Origin of the sequence: Mesorhizobium erdmanii (assembly GCF_013170725.1) — a bacterium.
Taxonomy (GTDB): domain Bacteria; phylum Pseudomonadota; class Alphaproteobacteria; order Rhizobiales; family Rhizobiaceae; genus Mesorhizobium; species Mesorhizobium erdmanii.
Genome location: NZ_CP033361.1, coordinates 2656305 through 2676646 on the forward strand (window position 1 = coordinate 2656305; position 20342 = coordinate 2676646).

Annotated in this window: 19 protein-coding genes; 10 read left to right on the forward strand and 9 right to left on the reverse strand. The window is 63.4% G+C overall.

Annotated features, from left to right (window positions below; genetic code table 11):
• The first annotated feature begins 72 nt into the window (after positions 1–72).
• Positions 73–273 (forward strand): hypothetical protein, encoded by a 201-nt coding sequence (locus EB233_RS12815; protein ID WP_027054676.1) that lies wholly within the window; start codon positions 73–75, stop codon positions 271–273.
• Positions 274–436: 163 nt separating this feature from the next.
• Here EB233_RS12815 and EB233_RS12820 read toward each other — a convergent pair whose 3' ends face one another.
• The 4 genes from EB233_RS12820 to EB233_RS12835 form a co-directional block, all read right to left on the reverse strand.
• The gene (locus tag EB233_RS12820; protein ID WP_064989558.1) at positions 437–1249 is read right to left on the reverse strand and encodes a PfkB family carbohydrate kinase; all 813 of its coding nucleotides are present in this window, start codon (positions 1247–1249) and stop codon (positions 437–439) included.
• Between the two features lie 224 nt (positions 1250–1473).
• Positions 1474–2106 carry an NAD(P)-dependent oxidoreductase gene (locus tag EB233_RS12825; protein WP_081294071.1) on the reverse strand — a complete coding sequence of 211 codons (633 nt, stop codon included), beginning with the start codon at positions 2104–2106 and terminating at the stop codon, positions 1474–1476.
• Between the two features lies 1 nt (position 2107).
• Positions 2108–3058 carry an alpha/beta hydrolase gene (locus EB233_RS12830; RefSeq protein WP_064989556.1) on the reverse strand — a complete coding sequence of 317 codons (951 nt, stop codon included), beginning with the start codon at positions 3056–3058 and terminating at the stop codon, positions 2108–2110.
• A gap of 30 nt (positions 3059–3088) precedes the next feature.
• Entirely contained in the window at positions 3089–3967 is an 879-nt protein-coding gene (locus tag EB233_RS12835) for an NmrA/HSCARG family protein (RefSeq protein ID WP_064989555.1), read from the reverse strand.
• 110 nt (positions 3968–4077) lie between these two features.
• Between EB233_RS12835 and EB233_RS12840 the strand changes: the two genes are divergently transcribed.
• From EB233_RS12840 to EB233_RS12850, 3 genes are all read left to right on the forward strand, one after another.
• Positions 4078–4974, forward strand: coding sequence for a LysR family transcriptional regulator (locus tag EB233_RS12840; RefSeq protein WP_064989554.1), 897 nt, complete (start codon positions 4078–4080; stop codon positions 4972–4974).
• Positions 4975–5180: 206 nt separating this feature from the next.
• Positions 5181–5939 carry an SDR family NAD(P)-dependent oxidoreductase gene (locus tag EB233_RS12845; RefSeq protein WP_064989553.1) on the forward strand — a complete coding sequence of 253 codons (759 nt, stop codon included), beginning with the start codon at positions 5181–5183 and terminating at the stop codon, positions 5937–5939.
• Complete coding sequence (locus tag EB233_RS12850; protein WP_064989552.1) at positions 5936–6871, forward strand: sigma-70 family RNA polymerase sigma factor; 936 nt, start codon at positions 5936–5938, stop codon at positions 6869–6871. Before EB233_RS12845 ends, EB233_RS12850 begins: the two co-directional genes overlap by 4 nt.
• 84 nt (positions 6872–6955) lie before the next feature.
• Here the strand turns inward: EB233_RS12850 and EB233_RS12855 are convergent, their stop codons facing one another.
• Genes EB233_RS12855 through EB233_RS12865 form a run of 3 tightly spaced genes read right to left on the reverse strand, consistent with a single transcriptional unit; the run spans position 6956 to position 10513 of the window.
• The gene (locus EB233_RS12855) at positions 6956–7780 is read right to left on the reverse strand and encodes an alpha/beta hydrolase (RefSeq protein ID WP_064989551.1); all 825 of its coding nucleotides are present in this window, start codon (positions 7778–7780) and stop codon (positions 6956–6958) included.
• Positions 7781–7790: 10 nt separating this feature from the next.
• Entirely contained in the window at positions 7791–9269 is a 1479-nt protein-coding gene (locus EB233_RS12860) for an NAD-dependent succinate-semialdehyde dehydrogenase (RefSeq protein ID WP_064989627.1), read from the reverse strand.
• A 17-nt stretch (positions 9270–9286) separates the two neighbouring features.
• Entirely contained in the window at positions 9287–10513 is a 1227-nt protein-coding gene (locus EB233_RS12865) for an iron-containing alcohol dehydrogenase (protein WP_064989550.1), read from the reverse strand.
• 148 nt (positions 10514–10661) lie between these two features.
• Here EB233_RS12865 and EB233_RS12870 point away from each other — a divergent pair, with 148 nt between their 5' ends.
• The 5 genes from EB233_RS12870 to EB233_RS12890 all read left to right on the forward strand — a co-directional run bounded on the left by EB233_RS12870 (position 10662) and on the right by EB233_RS12890 (position 15632).
• Complete coding sequence (locus EB233_RS12870; RefSeq protein ID WP_064989549.1) at positions 10662–11363, forward strand: GntR family transcriptional regulator; 702 nt, start codon at positions 10662–10664, stop codon at positions 11361–11363.
• A gap of 11 nt (positions 11364–11374) precedes the next feature.
• Positions 11375–12970 carry a sugar ABC transporter ATP-binding protein gene (locus EB233_RS12875; RefSeq protein ID WP_064989548.1) on the forward strand — a complete coding sequence of 532 codons (1596 nt, stop codon included), beginning with the start codon at positions 11375–11377 and terminating at the stop codon, positions 12968–12970.
• Complete coding sequence (locus tag EB233_RS12880; RefSeq protein ID WP_064989547.1) at positions 12958–13956, forward strand: ABC transporter permease; 999 nt, start codon at positions 12958–12960, stop codon at positions 13954–13956. Before EB233_RS12875 ends, EB233_RS12880 begins: the two co-directional genes overlap by 13 nt.
• Positions 13957–14012: 56 nt before the next feature.
• Complete coding sequence (locus tag EB233_RS12885) at positions 14013–14963, forward strand: substrate-binding domain-containing protein (protein WP_064989546.1); 951 nt, start codon at positions 14013–14015, stop codon at positions 14961–14963.
• A 75-nt stretch (positions 14964–15038) separates the two neighbouring features.
• Positions 15039–15632 (forward strand): DJ-1/PfpI family protein, encoded by a 594-nt coding sequence (locus EB233_RS12890; protein ID WP_027054691.1) that lies wholly within the window; start codon positions 15039–15041, stop codon positions 15630–15632.
• A gap of 200 nt (positions 15633–15832) precedes the next feature.
• On the opposite strand, the gene EB233_RS12895 is transcribed toward EB233_RS12890, so the two are convergent.
• Positions 15833–16864, reverse strand: coding sequence for a class I SAM-dependent methyltransferase (locus EB233_RS12895; RefSeq protein WP_064989545.1), 1032 nt, complete (start codon positions 16862–16864; stop codon positions 15833–15835).
• Between the two features lie 284 nt (positions 16865–17148).
• On the opposite strand from EB233_RS12895, the gene EB233_RS12900 reads away from it, so the two are divergent.
• A complete protein-coding gene (locus EB233_RS12900; protein ID WP_064989626.1) occupies positions 17149–19146 on the forward strand; it encodes a putative bifunctional diguanylate cyclase/phosphodiesterase in 1998 nt (665 codons plus the stop codon).
• A gap of 9 nt (positions 19147–19155) precedes the next feature.
• Here EB233_RS12900 and EB233_RS12905 read toward each other — a convergent pair whose 3' ends face one another.
• Positions 19156–20304: an amidohydrolase gene (locus tag EB233_RS12905; protein WP_064989544.1), complete on the reverse strand. Its 1149-nt coding sequence runs from the start codon at positions 20302–20304 to the stop codon at positions 19156–19158.
• Positions 20305–20342 lie beyond the last annotated feature (38 nt).

Here is a 20342-nt window from a genome sequence, read left to right on the forward strand (position 1 = left end):
AGCTCGCAGAAGTTGCGGTAAAAGCCTACCATAAAAGAAAACTATTCCGTCATCCAGCATGAAGGGGGAATCATGCCTGACCAGAATACCTTGATCCGCGCGGCCATCGGACGACTGCTTTCCGAGAAAACCGGAGTCGCGGTCATTTCCATGAGCGAGACCATCAACGAACTGCTTGAGATGACCGGTGCGGCACTGACCGTCGAAACCCTGCAGGACCTGCTGCTGGAAATGGCCGAGGCGCGCGGGATGACGGTCGCGCTCGATGTTTAGATTTGTCCGGCGCCCACACCGTTTCGGTCCGGGAGCCTGAGGCCTCCCGACCGGGCATTTCCGTGAAAGCCGGCCCTGCTGAACCGCTCCAACTCTTTGTTCTGACGAAACTCCGAACGGAAACCGTGCGCACTTTTCCTGGAATTGCTCTTGAGCGTCTACCTCAGGCGGTGCGGGCTCGTTCCGACAGCCATTCGGCGGTTCGCTGGCTGGCCTGTTCGGCGCAGAGTTCGAGGCTCAGACCCTGGAGCAGGCCGTGCAGGAAGGTCCCGGCAAAGCAGTCGCCGGCGCCGATCGTGTCGGGCGCGGACACCTGTCTCAGCGGCGTGACGTGATCGAGCGCCTTGCCGTCGTAGAGCGAGATCGGTCGCGTTGCGTCGGTCAGCACCAGGGTCTTCAGGCGAGGTCCGGCAATGCGTGACGCCCGCTGCCAGATCCCTTGCGTGTCCTCGCCGGGAAAATCGGCGCGCGACCCGATGACGATGTCGGCCGGGCGCGGCGACGCGGTGCGCAGCGGAAACTGCGAAATGACCAGCGGGATCGTCCGCAGCGAGGCAACGAGGCCGTCATCGAGCGTGAGGGCGTTGAGATAGGCGGCATCGCCGCTGACGGGCTCAGGCGCGACGAAGGGCGGGCGCGGCTGGCCGCCGGCACTCAGGATGGTGCGCTCGCCGCTCGGCTCGAGCAGGATTTCGGTGAACCCGGTTTCGCCGGGCCACAGGGTGACGTAGCCGGTATCTATGCGGCTCGCCTGCAGCGTGGCGAGCGCTGCCCGGCCATGGTGATCGTCCATCAGATTGCTGATCAGCCGGACACGGTTGCCGAGCTTCGCCAGCTGGGTGGAGGTGTGGAAGCCGCCGCCGCCGAGCCTGACGCGGCGATCCAGATAGGTGATGCGGGCGCCCGAAGCGAGCGGCGAGGACAGCGGCCAGACCTGGTCGTGGTTGACATGGCCGGCAACGATGACTGTGCGCATGGTCCCTGCTTTTTTCGCCTTCAACGTCTCGCCAGCCGCATCGACGATGCGCGCTGAGCAGGATTAGCACTATGACCGGCACCAGGGACAGCAGGGCTGTTCTTCGTCTTCCTACACGCCATCATGGCGCAGGTCTGGAACCTGGTCGCCGGCGACGGTGGCCAGATCAGCCATGGCAATCACCGCCTTCTCCTCGGGCTCGGCCTGATGGTCGCATGACGGTTTCACCATGTGATCAGCGGCGTTTTGCGCAGCCAGGTATCCGCCGTGAGTTGCTGAACAACGAAATCCGCGACGTCGGCTCGCGCGATCGTCCCGCCATGTACGCCGGAAAGGTCGGTCAACGCCTCGATGCTACCGCGCGCTGGCTTGTCGTTGAGCACGGTCGGCCGAACGATGGTCCAGTCGAGCGTGCTGCCCCGGATTGCATCTTCCTGGCGATTCTTGTCTTCATAGACCTTCCGCAGCAGCAGCGGCAGGACCAGTCGGTCGAAGAAGAAGCCGCCATGGCCGCGGCTGTCGCCGGCGCCGAGGCCAGTGATGCACACGAGACGCCGGATGTCCTGGCGCTCCATGACGCCGACCAGCGCGCGCGTCGCCGTCGAGAGCAGGGTCACCTCGCGAAACGGGCTCATGGCAGTGCCCAATGAACTGACGACGGCATCACAACCGGCGATGGCCCTGGTTAGCGCGGCGGCATCGCGGGCATCGCCCTCGACGAGCTCGACGCCGGTAAGGTCTGCGGCGGCCTTTGCCTTGGAGCGAACGAGGGCTACGACGTGGTGTCCCTGCGCGATGGCCTTAGCGACGATTAGCCGGCCGGTTGCGCCCGTGGCGCCCAATACCAGAATTTTCATTTCAAACCTCCGAAGGTGTGCTGTTGGACGGGGAAACATCGGCTAGCCGATGGCGGAGGAAGGCACCGATGGCATCCACCGACTGCTCGGCCGCGCGAAAGCGGCCGAGGGAAGACTGGAAGACATGCGGCATGCCCTCCCACACTGACAGTGTGACGTCCACGCCTGCAGCCCTCGCCCGGTCGGCGTAGCGGACGGAGTCGGCGAGCAGCAATTCGTCGTCCCCGACATCGATCCGGATCGGCGGCAGGTCGCGGAGCTGTGCGTAGAGCGGCGAGGCCTTGGAGTTCGTGGCATCCTGGCCTTGGAGATACAGGTCCGCGAAGGCCTGGAGTACGCCGCGCGTGAAGATCGGATCCGCCTCGGCCCTGGTCTCGAAGCTGTTGCCGGTGAGTGCAAGGTCGGTCCAGGGCGACATCACCGCCGCCCCGACCGGCTGCGCGGTTTCCTTCGTCTCGTCGGCGGCGAGAGCCGAGAGCAACGCCAGCGTCAAACCGCCGCCGGCAGAGTCGCCGACAACCACGATCCGTTCGCAACCGTCCGCAACGAGACCGCGATAAGCGGCGAGCGCATCATCGATCGCGGCTGGAAAAGGGTGCTCGGGCGCAAGCCGGTATTCCGGGACGAACGTATCGGCGCCGACGCGTGCGGCGAACTGGCCCGCGAAGTTGGTGAGTGCCTCGGCTGAGCCGAGCACATAGCCGCCACCATGAAGATATAATATGCGTGCGCCCGGCCGTGGGTTCGGCAGCCGAAGCCAGAAGCCGGCAATACCCCCGACTGTCGCGGGTTCAACCCGCACATTCGCCGCAGCGGGTGTAGCGGCAAACATGGCGTCGAACATCGGCCGCGCCTCGGGGCCCAGCTTTTCGCCCTTGTGGGCCGAGGCGGCCTCTCGCATCGCGGCCACGGCTGGAGCGTCTTCGGGCGAGAGGGAATGGACCGTCGTCATGGCAGGTCTCCTTTGTTGGTGAGGTGTGGCTCAGCCCTTCGCCCACTGGGTCGCGGCATCCCAGGCAAAAGCGGCATAGGAGCGAGGGGCGCGGCCGAGAAGCGTGGTCAGTCGGGCGATGTCGTCAGCGGTCGCCACCGCGCCTTCCGTCTGATAGCGGCCGAACATCAGGCGCAGGTCGAGCGCAAGCCAGGCGGGCAGCACGGCCTTGGTGCGCTGCTCCATGACGATGAGATCGTCGCCGCCATGACGGATCGCGCGGCCGAGTGCTTCGCTCCAGATGGCGGCGATACCTTCGCCGGTCAGGCTGTCGGGACCAACCAGGGGATAGGTCTCGCGGATCAGTGGCGTCGCTGCCTGTTCACGGCGAACCAGCTCGATTGCGGCGGCCTCGCCGATGTCGCGTATATCGACCATCGAGACGCCTTTCTGGCCGATCGGCGAGCCATAGATGCCGGCATTCAGCAAAGCGTCCTTTTGACGAAGATCGTTCTGAATGAAGTAGGCGGGGCGCAGGATCGTCGCGGGCAGGTCGAGCGCCTCGATCATCCGCTCGACCGTGTACTTGCCCGCAAAATGCGGCACGTCGGCGTAGGCATCGCCGCCGAATACCGAGAGATAGACGATGCCCTTGATGCCGGCCTCGCGGGCGACCGTCAGGGTCAGCATCGCCTGGGTCAATTCGTCGGCGACGTTTGGCGCGAGCAGAAACAGGGTGCTGATGCCTTGCAGTGCCGCCCGGACCGAATCCGGATCAGCGAGATCACCGCGGACAGCCGTCACGCCAGCGGGAAGCCGAGCCGTCTCAGGTGAGCGAGTCAGGGCCCGAACCTCTACGTCGCGCCCCTGCAGGTGAGCCAAGACCTGGGAGCCGATCGTCCCGGTGCTGCCGGTTACCAAAATAGCCATTGTGAAAACTCCTTGTGATTTCTGTTCTGTCTCCGAGGAAAATATACGTTCCAACGTTGAGCGGGAGATGGCATGATCGAGATGGCTCGTCTCAATTTTGGAACATCGTCATGAATCTCGAAGCCCTGGCCGACTTCAACCTCGTTGCCGCCCATGGCGGTTTCGGCCGGGCTGGTCGAATGTCCGGAAGATCCAAGGCGACATTGTCTCGCCATGTGAGCGAACTGGAACACAGCCTTGGTGTGAGGCTGATCGAGCGTGGATCCCAGAGTCTGCGACTGACAGACGAAGGGCGAGCGCTGCACGAGCGCACTGATGGCTTGCTGTCGGAAATTGCGGAAGCGGGGGAGGCGATTGTCTTGGGTGCGTCCACCCCGAGAGGCAGGCTGCGGGTGAGCGCTCCCATGGTATTCGCGCATGTGGCGCTTCCCAGGATCGGGACCCGTTTTGCGCTCGCCTATCCGGAGGTGAAGCTTGAGATTGTTGCCGAGGATCGCAAGGTCGATCCGGTCGAGGATGGCTACGACCTTGTTATCCGGATCGATCCTTCACCGGATGAACGTCTCATCGGCCGCCGTTTTCTCATTGACGAGCGCCTGATCGTTGCCTTGCCGGACATGCCGCGCCCACAGGCGGCGCCGGATGGTGGACCGAGGCCCGTAAAGGCGGTTTTGCTTAACGCAACTTCGCCGAACGTTGTCTGGCAGATGAAATCCGATCTCGAGGGCGAAGTCCTTTTCAAGCCCGAGCCGATCCTGCGCTTCTCTTCCTTGCTGATGGTGCGCGATGCGGTTCTGGCGGGTGCGGGCGCGGCTTTGCTTCCGAAACTTCTTGTCGCAGGCGATATCGAGGCTGGCCGCATCGTTTGCTGGGGAACTCATGCCGGTCCATCTGTGGAAATCTGGGCGCTCCAAAGCTCGCGACGTCTTATCGGTGCAAAGGTTCGCGCTTTCCTGGATGTGATGGAGAGGGCGTTTCCCGCGAGAGTTTTCGGTCCAGCACCCTGAGCGAGATTCTATCCTGGTGGCCATTTGGGTTGGGAAGAGGACTGTCGGTGGCAATCTCCTTCAACGCACGTATTGCATATAGCCGCCCGTCCGCTACCGGCCTTTTAGCTAGCCGTCACGCGCGGACGGCCGCTACCCCGCGCCCCCTGACTCTTTTCCCGCCCCTCAAACGTCTTAGCTACAGTTCAACACTGGAGCAGCGTCAAATGAGCCTCAAGGACAAGAAAATCGTGGTCACCGGCGGCAGCCGGGGGTTGGGCCTCGGCGTGGTCGAAGCGCTGGTCGCGCAGGGCGCCTCGGTGACCGTCGTTGCGCGTGGCGCCGAGGCCCTGGCGGCGGTTGGGCGGCGGCTTGGGGTTGCCACCATCTCGGCCGATGTGACGGAGGAGGATGCGGCCTATCGCATTCTTGGCGAGGTGCGGCCTGACATCGTGGTGCTGAATGCCGGTGCGACGCCGCGAACGGGGCGGCTGGACCAGTTGAAGTGGGAGGATTTCTCCACTACCTGGGAAACCGACGTCAAGGCCGGGCTCTACTGGCTACAGGCGGCGCTGAACCTGCCGCTGAAGCCCGGCAGCCGGGTGCTGGTCGGGTCGAGCGGTGCCGCCGTCGCCGGCTCGCAGATGTCGGGCGGTTATGCCGGCGCCAAGCGCATGCTGTGGTTCATGGCCAAATACGCCAATGGCGTCGCGCAGGAGAAGGGTCTCGGCATCCGCTTCCAGGCGATCGTGCCGCGGCAGATGATCCTCGGCACCGGGGTCGGAGACGCCGGCGCCGGCGCCTATGCAGCCTCCATGGGCATCTCGCCGGAACAGTTCGTCACCCGCTTCGGCGCGCCGATGTCGCCCCGGGCGTTCGGCGACAGGGTGGTTTCGGTGCTGGAAGACCCCAATTATGCAGAAGGGGTCGTCTTCGGCCTCAATGGCGACGCGGGGGTAACGATCATGGAGGGCCTGGCTGCTTGAGCGACGGAGGACCTGCCGTGGAACGCGACCGACGGGAAGGGCTGCTTGCCCTTGCCGCCGCCCTGCGGCCGGAACTGCACCGCTATTGCGCGCGGCTGATGGGCTCGGTGATCGACGGCGAGGATGTCGTGCAGGACACGTTTGCGCGGGCCTTCGTCGCGCTGGACGAACTGTGCGAGGTGCCGCAACTCAGGCCCTGGCTGTTCCGCATCGCCCACAATCGGGCGCTCGACCTGTTGCGCAGCCGCGCTGTCCGCGCCGCCGAACCGATCGAGGCCGCGCTTGAAATCGCCGACGACAGCAAAGCCGGCCCGGTGGAGACGCTGATGCGCAAAGAGGCGATCGAAACGGCGGTGTCGCGTTTCGCGGAGCTTCCGGTCAACCAGCGCAGCGTTATCATCCTGAAGGATGTGCTTGACGAGCCGCTGGCTGGGATCGCCACCCTTCTCGGCATCTCGGTCGATGCGGTGAAGGCACATCTGGCGCGTGGCCGCGCGCGGCTCCGGCAGATCAATGCCGAGGCCGGTCCGCTTCCCGATGTACGCATCGCGTCGGCCGCCGTGGTGCGCTACATCGCCCTCTTCAACCAGCACGACTGGGACGGCTTGCGGGCGCTGCTTGCAGATGACGTCAGGTTGCAGCAGTCCATGCATCCGCCGCGCTCGGGCGCCGCCGATGTCGGCATGTTCTTCACGATCTATGCCAAGAGCGAAGGCTTGTGGCTGCGGCCGGCCTGGGTCGAGGGCCGCGAGGTGATCGCGGTGTTCGAGGACCGGGCCGCGACCAAACCGAGCCATTTCATGTGGCTGGAGTGGCGCGAGGGGCGGATCAGTTTCATCCGCGACTATCGCTATGTCGGCTATGTCGCCGACGATGCCGGGCTGGTGCTGGCAAAGGATGCCGGATCTTTCGGTCGCGGTGCCGGGCGCTGATGGTGGAGCCGAGCCCGCAATTCCCAAGGGGAAGCGCTATGCGCTTCTCCCGGGAAAACCGATGCACACTTTCCTGGAATTTCTTTAGCCAACGGCCGTTGCGATAAGCTCAACAAGGCAGCCACATGCCTGTGTTCCACTGATGCCGAGATCCCGAACGCTGTTCATATGATTTCGATCTTCCAGACAGACGTCGCGCACCTTCGTGCTCTGCTCCCGCAAGTGCATTGCGAACGCGGCGGCCTGCTGGTGGAAGGCGGGCGTTTCCTGGGCTCCGACAAGGATGGTCACGGCTGTCAGGGGGTCTTGCGAGCGGGCCATTGGCGAAAAGTCAGCCACCTCCTCGTCGGTGATGCCTATCAAAGGCTCGAGGAAGGACGTCTGCAGCGGCTTCAGATCGTAGAGGCCTCCCAGCAGCAGCGCTGCATGGACATGTGACGGTGCCGGCGTGTCTTCGAACAGGAAGGTAGCCAGATGCGCGCCGGCGGAATGGCCGCTGAGACTTATGCGGCCAGGGTCGCCGCCATGGCTGGCGATGTTGTCCAGCACCCATTGTTTGGCGCGCCGGATCTGTTCCACGATCGCCGCCATCCTGACCTCGGGCATCAGCGCATAGTCGACGATCACCGCGATCGCGCCGGCCTTGGTCACGGTATCCGCGACGTAGGAATAGTCGCTCTTGGAGAACATGCGCCAATAGCCGCCATGGATGAAGATATGAACCGGAAGATTGCCGCCCCGGCCCGGCGGAAAGAACAGGTCGAGCTTCTCGGCAGGGTGTTCGCCATAGGCGAGATCGCCCACCATGGGCAGCGTCGCCCTTGTGGCGGCGCTGCGCGCCGCGATATCGGCCACGATGTCATCGAAATCGGCAACGTGGTCGCGGGTGCGGAAGGGGTCTTTCTGCATGGGAGTCCGGTCAGAAGGTGACGGCGATGTATTTCGCCTCCATGAATTCAGCGATGCCGTGGTGCTGGCCGCCTTCGCGGCCAAGGCCGCTTTGCTTGACGCCACCGAAGGGCGCCGCTGGGTCGGACATCAGCCCGCGGTTGAGGCCTATCATGCCGGCCTCGATACCCGACGCGACACGCATTCCACGTCCCACGTCGCGCGTATAGATATAGGCTGCAAGGCCATATTCCGTGTCATTGGCATAGGCGATGGCCTGTTCCTCGGTTTCGAACATGGTGATGGGGGCCACCGGCCCGAAGATCTCCTCATGCGCCATGTCGGCTTCGGGCGATACCTGCGACAGTACGGTCGGCGGATAGAAAAAGCCTTCCCCGTCCGGGATCGATCCGCCGCAAAGCACGTTGGCTCCTCGCGCCACCGCGTCTTTGACGAGACGGTCGATCTTGTCCACTGCCTTTTTTGTGATCATGGGGCCGCACTCGGTATCGGCGTCGATGCCCGCGCCGACCTTGAGCGCTGCCATGCGTTTGCGAAGCCCGTCGGCAAACCGCTCATGGATGCCTGACTGGACATAGATGCGGTTGGCGGCGGTGCAGGCTTCTCCGGCATTGCGCATCTTGGCGATCATCGCACCGTCGAGCGCCGCATCGAGATCGGCATCGTCGAAGACGACGAAAGGCGCATTGCCACCGAGTTCCATCGAACAGGAGATGACATGCCTGGCCGCTTCGCCGAGCAAGGTTCGGCCCACTCCAGTCGAGCCGGTGAAGGAGAGCTTCCTGACACGCGGATCGGCCAGCATGGCCGATGTCAGCGGACCAGGGCTGGTCGTGGTGAGGACGTTGACGACGCCGGGCGGCACCCCGGCCTCACTGTAAAGCGCTGCCAGGGCGTAGGCCGTCAGCGGCGTTTCGCTGGCTGGTTTCAGGATGACCGTACAGCCTGCAGCCAGTGCGGGAGCAATCTTGCGGGTCGCCATCGCGGCGGGAAAATTCCAGGGCGTGATCAGCACGCAGATGCCGATCGGCTCATAGTCGACCACGATCCGGTTGGTACCGGATGGCGCCGTGCCGAATTCGCCGGTGATGCGAACCGCCTCCTCGGCGTTCCACCGAAAAAACTCCGCCGCATACGCCACCTCGCCACGCGCGTCCCGCAACGCTTTGCCATTTTCCAGCGAGATCAGCATGGCGAGCGTTTCGGATCGTTCGACCATGAGTTCGAAACAGCGCCGGAGGATCTCCGAGCGCTTGCGCGGTGCCGTCTCCCGCCATCCCTTGGCTGCCCTGGCGGCGGCCTCGACAGCAGCCGCGGCATCCTCGATCGTCGCATCGGGAACCGCTGCGATGACGGCCCCAGAGGATGGATCGACCACATCGATAAGCCGGCCATCGGACGAGGGGCGCCACGTGCCGTCGATGTAAAGCCCGTGCGAGAACCGGCACATGTCATATCCATCCTGATCGATTTGCTGGGCAAGGTTCATCATCTTGTTCCGTTCGTTCAATTGGCGCAGGCCGCGAGATCGCCGTCGTGTGCCGCCTGGACCAGGCGTCGCATGGCGGCGAGATCGAATGGGCGCGGATTGTTCTTGATGAGGCGTTCGATGCCGAGTGCCTGCTCGGCGGTCCAGTCGAGTTTATCGGCGGGCAGGCCGAGATCCGCCAATGTCGACGTGATGCCGATTGCCGCGAACAGCCGCCTGATCTCTTCGATGGCGGCGCCGGCTTGCTCGTCTTCGCTGCGCCCATTGGCGGAGAGCCCGAGCGCGCGGCCGATCTCGGCCATTTCAACGGCGGCCGCACACCTGTTGTAGGTCATGACGTAGGGCATCATGGTTGCCACGCCCAACCCATGCGCGGTGTGTGTCAGCGCGCCGGCCGGATACTGCACTGCATGCGCCGCCGCCGTTCCGGCGGTGCCGAACGCGCAACCCGCCGCCAGTGCGCCCATCATCACATCGGCTCGCGCATCGGCATCGGTGCCGTCCATGCATGCTTTCTGCAGACTGCGTCCCAGCAGCTTGATGGCCAGCAGTGCGAAATGGTCGGTCAGCGCGGTCTTGCCGATGAACACGTGCTTTTGCGGCAGGTCGGGGTCCTCGCCGCGCCGCATGGCGGTGAAAGCCTCGATTGCGTGTGTCAATGCGTCGGCGCCGGCGATCGCGGTCAGCCCGGGCGGACAGGTCATCGTCAGGTCCGGATCGCACAAGGCAACCGCGGCGATCAGATAAGCGCTTGAAATGCCGACCTTGAGCGTGCGGTCCGGATCGGAGATCACCGCGACCGGCGTCACTTCGGAGCCGGTGCCCGCGGTGGTCGGCACGGCGATCAGCGGCAGCGTCGGGCCGGGCACCTTGAACTCACCGTAGTAGTCCTGGAGTCTGCCGCCGTGACTAAGCAGCAAGGTGGCGCATTTGGCGAAATCGAGGCAGCTGCCGCCGCCGATGCCGATCACCATCTCCGGCCTGAAACTCTCGGCCTCCTCGACGCAGACGCCGACGGTGTCACGCGGCACGTCGGGAAGGACGCGGTCATGCACCAGCACCTCGATCGAGGCGTCCCGCAGCGATTTGACCATCTCCGCGAACACCGCGGTGCCGGCGAATCGCTCGTCCGTACAGACCAGCGCGCGCCGGCCGAACTTGCAGGCGACAGTCGGCAGCACATGGCGCTGCCCCTTTCCGAACAGGATTTCACGTGGCAGCCGAAGGGCGGCGAAGAGGCTCATGATGGTCTGCGTCCTTTGACGGCGGCTGAACTGGGAAGGAAAGGTGCATTAGGCTTCAAAAATGCATCCGCTTTAAAATCGTATAGGATATAGGATTGCATCCGTTCGAGCATCGTGTTAGCCATCCTCACTGTCAAGAGGCAAAAAGATGCAGACCGCGAACTCACCCGATACTGCCGAGATGTCCGCCGCGGGCGGTCGCATCCAGCGTTCCAACAGCTTGGCCGAGAATGTCTACGAGGCGATCTTCGCGCAGCTTATGGCGCTGAAGATCGCGCCGGGTTCACGCATCACAGTCGATAATCTGGTCAAGGAACTCGACGTCTCGCACACGCCGATCCGTGAGGCGCTCGGCCGCCTCGAGGGCGAAGGCCTGGTGCTGAAGACGCATCTCATCGGTTACCGCGCGGCACCGCAAATCACGCGGCGCCGTTTCGACGAATTGTACGAGATGCGGCTTCTGCTAGAGCCGCATGCAGCGGCGAAAGCCGCCGCTGCCATGGACGAAGCGAAGCTCAACACGTTGCTGGCAGCGGCGGGCGTGATGTCACGCCGCGAAGGCAAGGACGATCGGCTGCGCTATTCGAATTTCGCCCGGCAGGACGCGATCTTCCACGACAAGATTATGGAGTTTTCCGAAAACGAACTCATTCGGCAGACGTTGAGCCACCAGCACACCCATTTCCATATCTTCCGCCTGATGTACCATTCCCGCGTGACCGAGGAAGCGCTCGACGAACACGAGGCGATCCTTGCCGCGTTCGGCTCGGCCGATCCCGACGCCGCCCAAGAGGCGATGCGCGTCCACATCGAGCATTCGCGCGATCGCTTGCTTCCGGCGTTTGATTGAGGCCGGAACCGATGTCCATTGCCGTCAATATCGCCGGAGAGGGAGGAAGCACGTTGCCTTGTGGCGACGTGCCGGGCGCCGTTGAACCGGTGGTGCGCGCCGAGCGCCTGTCGAAGCAATACGGTCCGGTGACGGTGCTGTCGGATGTCATGCTCGATATCCTGCCGGGTGAGATCCACGCCATCATCGGCGAGAACGGGGCCGGCAAGTCGACGTTGATGCGGCTGCTGTCCGGCTATGTCGAGCCGACAGGCGGCACCTTGTCGATGGCGGGCCACCCGGTGAAATTCACCAAACCGAGCCAGGCACAGGATGCCGGCATTGCGCTGGTGCACCAGGAGATCCTGCTCGCCGACGGGCTAACGGTAGCAGACAATCTGTTTCTCGGGCGCGAGCTTTTGCGTGGGCCGGTCGTTGACGACCGTACCATGCGGCGGCTCGCGGCCGAGAAGCTGGCGCAGATCGGCTGTTTCGTATCGCCGACCGCGCTGGTTCGCGACATTTCCCTGGCCGATCGGCAAATGGTGCAGATCGCCCGCGCGCTGCTCGACGACTACAAGGTCGTGATCTTCGACGAGCCGACCGCCGTGCTGACCGGCGGAGAGGTCGAGCGGCTGTTGGAGATTGTGCTGCAACTCAAGGCCCACGGCACCGCCGTGCTTTATATCAGCCACCGGCTGGACGAGGTGCAAAGGGTCGCCGACAAGGTGACCGTGCTGCGCGACGGCAAGATGGTCGGCACCTATCCCGGCAAGATGCTCAACCAGACGGACATGGCGCGCCTCATGGTTGGCCGCGAGCTGGCCGCGCTCTATCCCGAAAGGACCGGGGCATCATCCGATATCCCGATGCTGAGCGTCAGCAATGCCACCGTTCCCGGCTATGCCGAGGACGTATCGTTCACCCTCCACAAGGGCGAAATCCTCGGCTTTGCCGGGATGGTCGGCGCCGGCCGCACCGAGCTGTTCGAGGGTATCGTCGGCCTGCGTCCGGCAACCGCGACGGTCGAACTCGAGGGCAAGCCGGTTCACTTTCATTCACAGCGCGCAGCGATCGACGCCGGCATCGGCTACCTGACCGAGGATCGCAAGGGCAAGGGTCTGCTGCTGCAGGAGCGCCTGGCGGCCAACCTGACGCTGTCCGCGCTGGATGTGTTCCATCCCGGCCTTTCAATGAGCCGCGGCCGCGAAATGGACGCCTTGGAGAAAGCCATCGAGGCCTACGACATCAGGGTGAAAAGCCCGGGCGCGAAGGCGGCCCAGCTGTCTGGCGGCAACCAGCAGAAACTCCTGCTGGCCAAGGTCCTTCTGACCAACCCGTCGGTGGTCATCATCGATGAGCCGACACGCGGCATCGACATCGCCAACAAAGCGCAGATCTACGCCTTCATCCACGGCCTGGTCGCCAGAGGGAAGGCCTGCATCGTCATCTCGTCCGAGATGCAGGAACTGATCGGCCTGTGCGATCGCATCCTGGTGATGCGCGAAGGGCACGTCACTGGCGAAGTCAGCGGAGCCGAAATGACTGAAAGCAACGTCGCGCTGCTGGCAACCAGCGGTCCGAAGCCGGGGCCAAAGGCCAAGGGAGGAACAGAATGGCTGTCATGACCGGATCCCCGACGACGCGACGGATCAGCGATTTGAATCTCACCTGGACCGACGTCGGACCTTTCCTGGCATTGGCTGCCCTGCTCGTGGCGGGCTTTCTGATCAATCCGGATTTCCTCTCGGCTACCAACCTTGCCAACGTGATCACCCGCAGCGCCTTCATCGCGATCATCGCGGTCGGCGCGACGTTCGTCATCTCGTCGGGAGGGCTCGATCTTTCCGTCGGCTCGATGGCCGCTTTCGTCACCGGCATCACCATCATGTTCATGAACGCGGTGGCACCGCATGCCGGTCTCTGGGCCATTCCCGCAGGAATGCTCGTTGCGATCGTGGTCGGGCTGCTCTGTGGGCTCGCCAACGGCCTGATCGTCACCGTCGGCCGGATCGAGCCGTTCATCGCGACGCTCGGTACGATGGGAATTTTCCGGGCGCTGATTACCTATCTGACCAACGGCGGCACGATACCGATCGACCGATCGCTGCGCGACGCCTACCGGCCTGTCTATTTCGGTACGGTCGCCGGCATTCCGATCCCGATCCTGATATCCATCGCCGTCGCAGCCGTCGCATCCTTCATCCTCTACAAGATGAAATACGGGCGTAAATGCGCGGCTGTAGGGGCCAATGAGGATGTCGCCCGCTATTCCGGCATCTCCGTCGTCAAGACCCGCACCATCGCCTACGTTGTCCAGGGCGTTTGCGTGGCGATCGCCGCGATCTGCTACGTGCCGCGCCTGGGCGCGGCCACGCCGACCACCGGTCAGCTCTGGGAATTGCAGGTCATCACCGCCGTGGTGATCGGCGGCACCGCATTGCGCGGCGGCAAGGGCCATGTCTGGGGAACAGTCGCCGGCGCGGTCATCCTGGAGCTGATCGCCAACCTGATGGTTCTTTCGGACTTCGTCTCCGAGTACCTCGTCGCCGCCGTTCAGGGCGTCATCATCATCATCGCCATGCTCATCCAGCGGTTTTCGAATTCGAAATAGCCCCGCGTCCGGACCACGCGGGAGCCAGGTTTTTGTAGGTCCAACGGGAGAAGACTATGTTCAGTAGAAAATGGATCGCGGCGGCCGCTCTCGGCTCGCTGCTCCTGGCCGGACAGGCCATGGCACAAGACAAGAAGGTCATCGCGGTGTCGATACCGGCCGCCGACCACGGCTGGACCGCGGGCGTCGTCTACCACGCCCAGCAGGCTGCCAAGGAAATCAATGCGGCTTTCCCGGGCGTGGAGGTGGTCGTCAAAACGTCACCATCGGCCGCGGAGCAGGTGAGCGCGCTCGAGGATCTGTCCGCCAGCCGCAAACTGGATGCCTTGGTCATCCTGCCGTACAGTTCGGAGGAACTTACCCAGCCGGTCAAGGCCATCAAGGACGCCGGGACCTTCATCACCGTCGTTGACCGGGGCCTGACCGATTCCTCGATCCAGGACCTCTATCTCGCCGGCGACAACATCGCCGTGGGCGCCAATACCGCGAAGTTCATGATCGACAAGCTGGGTGGCAAGGGCGATCTCGTCGTGCTGCGCGGCATTCCGACTGTCATCGATGACGAACGCATCAAAGGCTTCCAGGACACCATCAAGGGCACTGGCCTCAAGGTGCTGGACATTCAATATGCCCACTGGAACAGCGACGAGGCGTTCAAGCTGATGCAGGACTACCTGGCCAAGTATCCGCATATCGATGCGGTCTGGGCCAATGACGACGACATGCTGCTCGGCGTGCTCGAGGCCGTGAAGCAATCGGGCCGGACCGACATCAAGCTGGCGCTCGGTGGCAACGGCATGAAAGACATCGTCAAGAAGGTGATCGATGGCGACGCGATGACGCCGGTCGAGACCCCGTACCCGCCATCGATGATCAAGACGGCCATCTACATGACCGTCGCGAACCTGGTCGGCCAGGCCCCCGTCCGTGGCACCGTCAAGCTCAACGCGCCACTGATCACCCAGGCCAACGCCAAGGAATACTATTTCCCGGACTCGCCATTCTGAGCCGATCCGACTTCACCGAAAGGCAGGGCGCGATCGGCGCCTTGCCCTAGCCCCAACACACCGAGAGGAAGAACCATGCCAGGTAAAAAGATACTGATGCTGACCGGTGAGTTCACCGAAGAATACGAAATCTTCGTCTATCAGCAGGCGATGGAAGCCGTTGGGCACACCATCCACGTGGTCTGCCCGGACAAGAACGCCGGCGACCTGATTAAGACCTCGCTGCATGATTTCGAGGGCGATCAGACCTACACCGAAAAGCTCGGCCACTATGCGCTGATCAACAAGACGTTCTCGGAAGCCGAGAGACAGCTCGACCAGTATCATGCCGTCTACTGTGCCGGCGGTCGTGGCCCCGAATATATTCGAACCGACAAGCGCGTGCAGGCGATCGTGCGCCATTTTCACGAAGCGCAGAAGCCGATCTTCACAATCTGCCACGGCGTGCAGATTCTGATCGCTGTCGATGGCGTCGTGCGCGGCAAGAAGGTTGGGGCATTAGGGGCATGCGAACCGGAAGTGACACTCGCCGGGGGCACCTACATCGATCTGTCGCCGACGGAGGCCTATGTCGACGGCACAATGGTTTCGGCCAAAGGCTGGACGGCCCTTGCCGCATTCATACGCGAATGCCTGAAAGTGCTTGGCACGGAAATCCGGCACGCATGACACGCCGAGGCCAGCGCGATTGCACGCGCTGGCCCTTTCGCACGCCGATCGCGTGCATCGATCAGTCAAGGTGAATGCCTACTCCTTGCGAGCGGTATCGATTCGATCTTCGCCTGGGCTCACCCCGCAGGAGACAACCGTCCCCTTTGGGCCTCATTGCAGTTAGCAATTCACGCAAGGCGCTCGCCGGGTACTGGCGCTTATCCGCGCTTCTCGATCACTGCATACAGCACGTTGCGGTTTTCGCCGAAAAACACCTTCGCCTCGACGGTGTTGCGGTCGACGCTGGCGTTGACGATGTTCCACATGTCGACTTCCGAGCGCAGCAAAAGCACCCAGTCCATGAACGTTTCGCGGTAGCCGGCGTCGGGGGTGCCTTCGGCGTAGTTGGCGAACAGGAAGGTGCCGTTCGGCTTCAGCATCTGCAGGCAGGTTTTCGTCAGCTTCACGGCGACGTTGTGCTGGAGGTAGTCGTAAAGGCCCGAGGCGTAGATCAGGTCGAACTTGCCGAGCTTGTGGCCCCTTGTCAGTACGGTCCGCACCGAGCCGTCTATGGCCTCGACCGCGGTGCCCTGGAAATCGCGGGCAATCAGGCCGACGCTCTGCGGGTCCTGGTCGAGCGCGACCCAGCGCTTGAGGCCGCCTTCGGCCAGCGCGACGGAGCGGTTGGCTTCGCGCAGATGGCCGGCGGCGATCGCCAGCACTTCGGTCTCGGGGCCGTTCTTGGCCGCGGCCTCGTCGACATAGCGGGTCAGCAGATCGCGGCGTTCGCGGGCCGCCACGCAGGAGGGAACGTTCTGGGTGTGGCTGTAGAGCGCCTTGCCGATTTCCGAGGCGCTGGCCACGCTGTCGGCCACGTGCGGGTCGCAATAGATGAAGTCGAGCAGCTGCGCGTCGCCCGAATAGCCCCTGGGCTTGGTGAAGGACCAGTGCGTCAGCGGATCCTGGAGAAAATATTGCAGCAGCGGGTGCTCCTGCGCCACCGGTATCAGCGCCTGCCAGACGTCGGGATGCACCTTGGCACGCAGCGCGTTGAGCTGCGACAGCAGTCGGCGCACGATCTCGGCGGGAAATTTCTGCTGGTCGATCTGCTGCTGCGTGGCGTGGAGGATGAGCGCCAACTCGGCACGAGCGGTCTCGAACGCTTCGCCATGATGCTCGGGCTTCCGATGCAGACTGGCGGCGATTATCTCGGCGGTAATCAGGCTTTGGCCATCAAGGACAGTTTGCACACCAACGCTCCGTGGTTAACAGTCAGTTAACTTATCGCGTAGAATGCCGCATTTGCCAACGCCGGCCCGGACGCATTTTATCGGTATGATTAATTTCCCGCTAACCATCTGAGCTCATTAGTGATCTTGCAGATAAGAATCCGGGTTCGAGTTAACGCAAACTTGTCTTGCACCATTGCATTTGATTGCACGGCAAATCGTGTCGCGCCCAAAAGGAGTCGGCCTGCGTGGGGGCAGAAGCTGGAAAAGAGTTCGGATCGGAGCACGCCCTGTCACAGGGGTTGGTGACCGAACGCGCGTCATCCAGACAGGCCGATACGCAGCCGGAGCCGCACGACCCGCGCCAGGAACTGGGAGCGGCCGAACTGCGTATCCTTTACCGCCAGGAAGCCCAGGCGAAGCGCAGGAAAGACGCCAGGCCCGGCCTGTGGATCGCCGTCGTCATCTATGTGCTGTTTTCGGTATCGGATCTGATCCTGATCCCCGACGTCGCCGCCTATACGATCACCGCGCGCTTCGCGGTCGGGCTGACCGCATTGCTGGTCCTGGAAGCGCAGCTGCGCCGGGGCGCGGCGACGGACTGGCTCGATGTGACCTGCGCCGCGGCCATCATCTTCGGCTATATCGGCTGGCTGCTGCCCGCCTCGATGGGCGCCAACAAGGAGAGCGTCGCCTTCTACATGGTTTTCGGCACGATTTTCATGATGAGTGCCAACCTGTTTTTCACGTTCAGCTTCAAGGTCTCGATCATCACGTCGACGATCATCCTGTGCATCCTGTATGTGGTGAACTACTTTCTACCGGCCACACTGACATACAAGATGGTGTTCGGCACGTTCTACGTCTCGTGCTTCACCTTCACCTCCTATGTGAACTGGAAGCTGAACGAAGAGCGCTACAACGTCTTCCTGAACGCGCTGGAAGCCAAGATCCAGCACAAGGAGGCCACCGAGCGCGGCAAGGCCCTTCTGCGACTGTCGCGGACCGATCCGCTGACGGGCCTGGAAAACCGGCGGGCGATCGACGAGAAGCTGCGCGACTACTGGAGCGACTGGCAGAAGCTCGGCTCGAGTTTCGCCGCCATCCTCATCGACGTCGACTTCTTCAAGAAGTTCAACGACTGCTACGGCCACCAGGAGGGCGACCGCTGCCTGATCCATGTCGCCAATGCGCTCAGCGACCTGATCAAGGACTATAATGGTTCGATCGGACGCTATGGCGGTGAGGAATTCATCGTGCTGGCGCGCATGGACAAGAAGGACAAGGTGACGGAACTGGCGGAAGCCATTTGCCGCACGGTGGAGAATTTGGCGCTTACCCACGAGCTCAGGCGCGACGGCATCTCTATCGTCACGGCGAGCGTCGGCGCCGCGTTCACCAGGACGCAGGCCGGCGCCAAGCTGGAGAAGATCATCCACGAGGCCGATCGCGCGCTCTATCTGGCCAAGGCCAGCGGCCGCAATTGCGCGCGGCTGTTCGACCCGACGGATCCACAAAGCAGCGACGAGAGCGAGAACCTCGCGGCATTGCTGAAGATCGCCATTGCCCAGAACCTGGTGTCGCTCGTCTATCAGCCCATCCAGGATGTCGCGTCGGGCCGGTTCGAAGCGGTGGAGGCGCTGATGCGCCTGAAAATGCTGGATGGCACCCTGGTTCCGCCGAGCCTGTTCATTCCCGTGGCCGAACGCACCGGCGCGATCCTGGAACTGGGACGCTGGGCGATACGCACGGTCTGCAACGAACTCCTGGTGGACGATCACGTCCGCGTCGTCAGCGTCAACGTCTCGCCGATCCAGCTCAAGACGCCTGGCTTCGCCGCGTCCGTCGCGACCATCCTGGGCGAGACCGGCGTCACCGGTAACAGGCTGGCCTTCGAAATCACCGAAGGTCTCGAGATGGAGATGCACTCCGACATCCTGCGCTGCATCAGCGACCTGAAGCTGTTGGGCATCAAGATCTGGCTCGATGATTTCGGCACCGGCTTTGCCGGCCTGTCGTGGCTGCGCCTGATCGATTTCGACACGGTCAAGATCGACCGCTCGTTCCTGCACGACTGCGGTACGCCCAAGGGTATGGCGATGCTTCAGGACATCATCGCCCTTGTGCGCAATCGCGGCCACCAGATCCTGGTCGAAGGCGTGGAAACCGACGAGCAGATCGCGCTCATGCGCGAGTTCGGCATCGACAGGATCCAGGGCTTTCGCGTCGGCCGTCCGGTTCCCGCGGCGAATTACCAGACCAAGAAGCCCGTCCACAAACGCCCATATCTCAGATCCGCGTAACGGTCGCGGTCACCCCAAAAGATTGCGCGCCGTGCGCATGAAGATTTTCGAGCCGATCGGGATCAGGTCGTCGGGAAAGTCGTAATCCGGATTGTGCAGGGAAGGGTGCCGCTCGCCCGCTCCGAGGAAGAACATCGCCGATCTGGCGCTGTGGCCGAACAGGCCGAAATCCTCCGAGGCGCGCATCGGCAGGGCTTCCTGCCCATGCGCGACGCCTTCTTCGTCCAGCGCGCGCTGCAGGTGTTCCACCGCATCCGGGGCGTTGACGCTGGCGACGAAAATCTCGTGATAGTCGAAGCGGGCCGAGAGGCGGTGCCGGCCGGCGATTTCCTTGACCAGCGCTTCGGCTCCGGCGCACAGATCCGCCATGCGTTCGTCGCGGCGGGTGCGCAGCGTCGCCCAGACCTCGGCGTGCGCGGGCGCGATGCCGAACACGGCTTCGCCCATTTGCGCATGGGTGACGGTGACCATGGAGAAATCGTCGTCGGCGAAGGTTAAGCGGCCGAGCGCGGGCAGCGCCGGCATCAGCTCCGAGATCGCCGGCATCGGCGAGATGCCGGTCTCGGGCATGGAGGAATGCGCGGTCTTGCCTTCCAGCATGATGCGCATGCCGCGCGAGGCGCAGTTGACCACGCCGGGTTTTACCCGCACCTCGCCGAACGGCACGCCGGGCAGATTGTGCAGCGAGAAAGCGAAATCAGGCGCGATCTCGCCGTAGCGGGGATCGGCGACGACGCCGGCGGCGCCATTGCCGGTCTCTTCCGCCGGCTGGAACATCAGCACGACGCGGCCGCTGGCCGGCCGCTGGCGGCCGAGCTGGCGGCCAAGCGAGGCCAGGATCGCGGTGTGCCCGTCATGGCCGCACATATGCGACTTGCCCGGCACCTGCGAGGCATGCGGCACGCCGGAAAGCTCCTCGATCGGCAGCGCGTCGAGTTCGGAGCGGAACAGCACGGTCGGGCCGGCCTTGCCGCTGTCGTAGACCGCCGCCACGCCATGCCCACCCAGCCCGGTCAGCACCTTGTCCGGGCCGGTGTCGGCGAGGAAGGAGACGACCTCCTTCGCCGTCTTCTCCTCCTCGTTGGAGATTTCCGGCTGCCGGTGCAGTTTGCGCCGCCACTCGGTCAGTTCGACGATGTCCCGGTTGGTCAGGGTCATGCTTTGCACCTCCACTGGATTTCTCACCTTACGCCCGG